Genomic DNA, 3,346 nt, shown 5'->3' on the forward strand with positions numbered 1-3,346 from the left:
CAGTAACCCGTCGATGTTGGAAATATTACCCCCTGTGACGCGGGTGAGGATGTTTTCAATGTTCGTGGCGTTGTTGAAAAACGCTTCGCTTCCCGTGGGGATGGAAAAGTCTTGAAACGAGTGAAAGAGATTGCTTCCGGCCTCCGTTCCCCCGTCGAGGGTGAAGGTATTACCTTCGTTTGAAACCTGGGACGGGTTGGGAAGCGTACCGTCGGGAACAATTTGTCCTAATACTGGAGTGACATTTAGAGTGACATTCAGTAACATTAGAAGTGAATAATTTCTTAATGTCACGGATAAATCACAATCGAACGATCGAGCGAATAATCGCTTGTAAATTGAAGGCGGCATTGGATTTCTATCGATCCTCCGAAAACTGACAAGCAGATCGATCTTTCCTAAATAGCTTGAAAAACAACAACTTGAGTCTTGTTGTTATGTAGTCCTTCGTATTTTAACCGCGATCTTCTTCAGTGTCATTGCTGTGCAGCACAGCTAGGTGACAAGTACGGCTGAACGCGAGGCTGGTTGCCGACCAGTTCGATATTACCGTTGGCGTCGATGCGCCATCCCTCTGCTTCTATGAGTTCGGGAAGTTCGTTAGAATCCTCGCTGTTTTGTGGGCGATCGCGCGGCGGTGTCGGATTTCCAAAAACAGAAGGATATTGAAACGCTTCTGGAGACAAGCGATCGAGTGGAGACGATATTTCGGGTTCTGAGGTAAGATTTTCAGTGAAGGTTGTTTCGTGTTGTGGTTCCGAACAACTATCGATCGATAAGATGCCGTCGAGACGAGTTTGTCCGAAGGCGGGTCGAACGTTTAGTACGACAAAGCAAAGCAGGCTAATTCCACAAACTGAGTAGGACGCATACGGGCTTTGCTGTTTTGGATGTTTTTCAGTCGTAACCATCATTTGTTCTAAATCTCCAAACAATACTTTTCGAGCGTAAATTTCAAACAACTATCTTACAAAATGAATAACTCTATGATTTATTTTAGGCATAAAAGATAATCAAAGTAGTATTCCAAATGAAAGCCAAAATGTAATTTTGTTCAGATGCAAGCTATAGTCCTCCATTTAGCTGTGGTTGAGTTAAGCGAAGCTGAAATTTAAACTACTCCAGACTCATATTTTTACAAAGGTGAGATGCACCTGCTTTTCCAGCAAGTCCTAAATATTAATCAATCTACAACGATACTAACGCATCAATATATGACATGAGAATTCGTGAAATTTCAGAAGTCAACTTCAGTAAATTTTAGAGGGGAATTCTCTGAAGTTTTACGGACACGCCACACCTTACTACTGGGTCGTGTTCCGTAGTATTCCCGAACTTTTGTGTTCGCAGCGACTGTTTCAGCTACTATCCCTTGACTGGGTGCATCTCAAAAATGCCAATTCATCGGACACAATAGAATAGATGGGTCTTCCGGGTTTGTAATGACAAATGTAGCTTAAACTACAAAAGATCGAGATTCGATCGCTCGAACCCCGATTATCGCCTTATTGGGAAAGAGAGAATCACCGTATATCCAGAAGATCTGATAGATCGGTTGATTCTCATAAAGCTTGATATATTTTTATAAATTGCATTGAGAAGCGATCGCCGACCCATCGATAGATCGACTCACGTATACACTGGGTTCGAGAGTCGGCAATGTGAGATCGAGGGGAGCGCCTTTTCAGCTTAAACGGCAAGTCTCGGAAACGCGATCGCCATAGGGAACGACACCGTGATAAACCGTCGCTGATGGGGAAGACTGGCCGGTGTGGAGGTGCAACCAACCGCGACGGATAGCGTAAAACAAGCGAGACGCAACGACCCGATCTTCAGTACTCGAAATCTTTTTGAGGGCGTCGTTCAACTCGTCTAGACCGATCGAACCTGTGTTCCAGGCTGCGATAAAGACATCGTGCGGAGTAGATGTGTGGAAAGAGATGGCAGGCATGAGGGGTTGACGCTCGCATGAGACGATTGTGTAATCTGTCTCTAACCTAACGGTCGAGCGAGCGACCGACAACGGCAAATCCACAGCCGTATTTTTACGGAAAATCTGGCGAGCGAGATCGAAAAACGCGATCGCTACCGTATTTTAAGAGCGATCGCGCTGTATTAACCTCAATTCTTTCCCAAAACAACCGTCTTTTTACGGAATTCTCAGGCAAAAATCTTCACAATTGGCTCGAATTTTTTGGGCGGTCTTTGACAGAAAGTTACTTCCACCGTCCCGACAATCTTGTCGGCGAAGGTGGCCGTAGTTAAAACTGCCGTAAAAAGCGAAGATCGCTCCCATAGAGGCGACGAATATCGTCCATTTGGTGCAATACCATCGCGAATCGCTCCACGCCGAGACCGGCCGCAAATCCCGTATACACCTCGGGATCGTACCCCACCGCCTTCAACACGTTGGGATCGACGGTTCCGCAGCCGAGAACCTCCAACCAGCTCCCCTTCCACTTCACATCTACTTCCGCACTAGGTTCGGTGAACGGAAAATAACTCGGACGGAAGCGAATTTCCACATCGCCGAAAATTTGGCGAACGAACTCCCGCACCGTTCCCTTCAAATCCGTAAACGTAATCCCCTTATCGATCGCCAGCAGTTCGATTTGATGGAACACCGCCGAGTGAGTCGAATCCACCGTATCGCGGCGGTAGACCCGTCCGGGGGCGACGACGCGCATCGGCGGTTCGTGCTGTTCCATATAGCGAATTTGCACCGACGACGTATGAGTGCGTAACAAGCGATCGCCCGGAAGATAGAACGTATCCTGCATATCTCGCGCCGGGTGGTCGGCGGGGGTGTTGAGCGCCTCGAAGTTGTAATAATCCGTTTCGATTTCCGGTCCCGTGGCGACGGTATAGCCCAACCCAACAAAAATATCGAGGATGCGATCGATCGTGCTGTTGAGAGGATGGCGGCGACCCTGGGGACGCACCACACCTGGCATCGTCACGTCGAGGGTTTCAGCCTCCAACTGCGCTCGAATTTCAGCCGCTTGCAGATCGTCGCGTTTCGTTTCCAACGCTGTTTGCAGCGCAGTCTTGACCTCGTTAGCCAGCTTACCGATTCGCGGGCGATCGCTGGCGTCGAGCTTACCCATCCCGCCGAGAATTTTCGAGAGTTGCCCTTTCTTCCCGAGATAGCCCACCCGAAAACTCTCGAGAGCCTCGAGACTGTCCGCCGCCGCAATTTCTGCCGTGGCTTGTTGCTGAAGTTCGCTCAGTTGCGTTTCCAAATCCGTCGAAGTTACCGTCATGTCTCCCTTGTCTTCCTTTCAAGGTCTCCCTTGTCTCCTTGTCTCCCCCTCTCCCCCTCTCCCTCTCTCCCCCTCTCCCTCTC

4 protein-coding genes are annotated in these 3,346 nt (G+C 48.7%); all 4 read right to left on the reverse strand.

Annotation, left to right across the window (positions count from 1 at the left end):
• The coding region (locus POG22_RS03280) for a two-partner secretion domain-containing protein (protein WP_498903612.1) at positions 1–267 on the reverse strand (267 nt) is incomplete at its 3' end.
• A gap of 209 nt (positions 268–476) precedes the next feature.
• A complete protein-coding gene (locus POG22_RS03285; RefSeq protein WP_498903614.1) occupies positions 477–914 on the reverse strand; it encodes a hypothetical protein in 438 nt (145 codons plus the stop codon).
• A gap of 770 nt (positions 915–1,684) precedes the next feature.
• Positions 1,685–1,951, reverse strand: a complete 267-nt coding sequence (locus tag POG22_RS03290; RefSeq protein ID WP_498903616.1) for a hypothetical protein — start codon at positions 1,949–1,951, stop codon at positions 1,685–1,687.
• 310 nt (positions 1,952–2,261) lie between these two features.
• Positions 2,262–3,263 (reverse strand): phenylalanine--tRNA ligase subunit alpha, encoded by a 1,002-nt coding sequence (gene pheS / locus POG22_RS03295; protein ID WP_498903617.1) that lies wholly within the window; start codon positions 3,261–3,263, stop codon positions 2,262–2,264.
• Between the last annotated feature and the right edge of the window lie 83 nt (positions 3,264–3,346).

This window comes from Geitlerinema sp. CS-897 (genome assembly GCF_028368005.1).
Classification (GTDB): domain Bacteria; phylum Cyanobacteriota; class Cyanobacteriia; order Cyanobacteriales; family Geitlerinemataceae; genus Baaleninema; species Baaleninema simplex.

Excerpts from the sequence above, each read along its gene's own strand:
- POG22_RS03285 (WP_498903614.1), bottom strand. The coding sequence starts at position 914 with ATGATGGTTACGACTGAAAAACATCCAAAACAGCAAAGCCCGTATGCG.
- pheS (WP_498903617.1), bottom strand. The coding sequence starts at position 3,263 with ATGACGGTAACTTCGACGGATTTGGAAACGCAACTGAGCGAACTTCAG.
- POG22_RS03290 (WP_498903616.1), bottom strand. The coding sequence starts at position 1,951 with ATGCCTGCCATCTCTTTCCACACATCTACTCCGCACGATGTCTTTATC.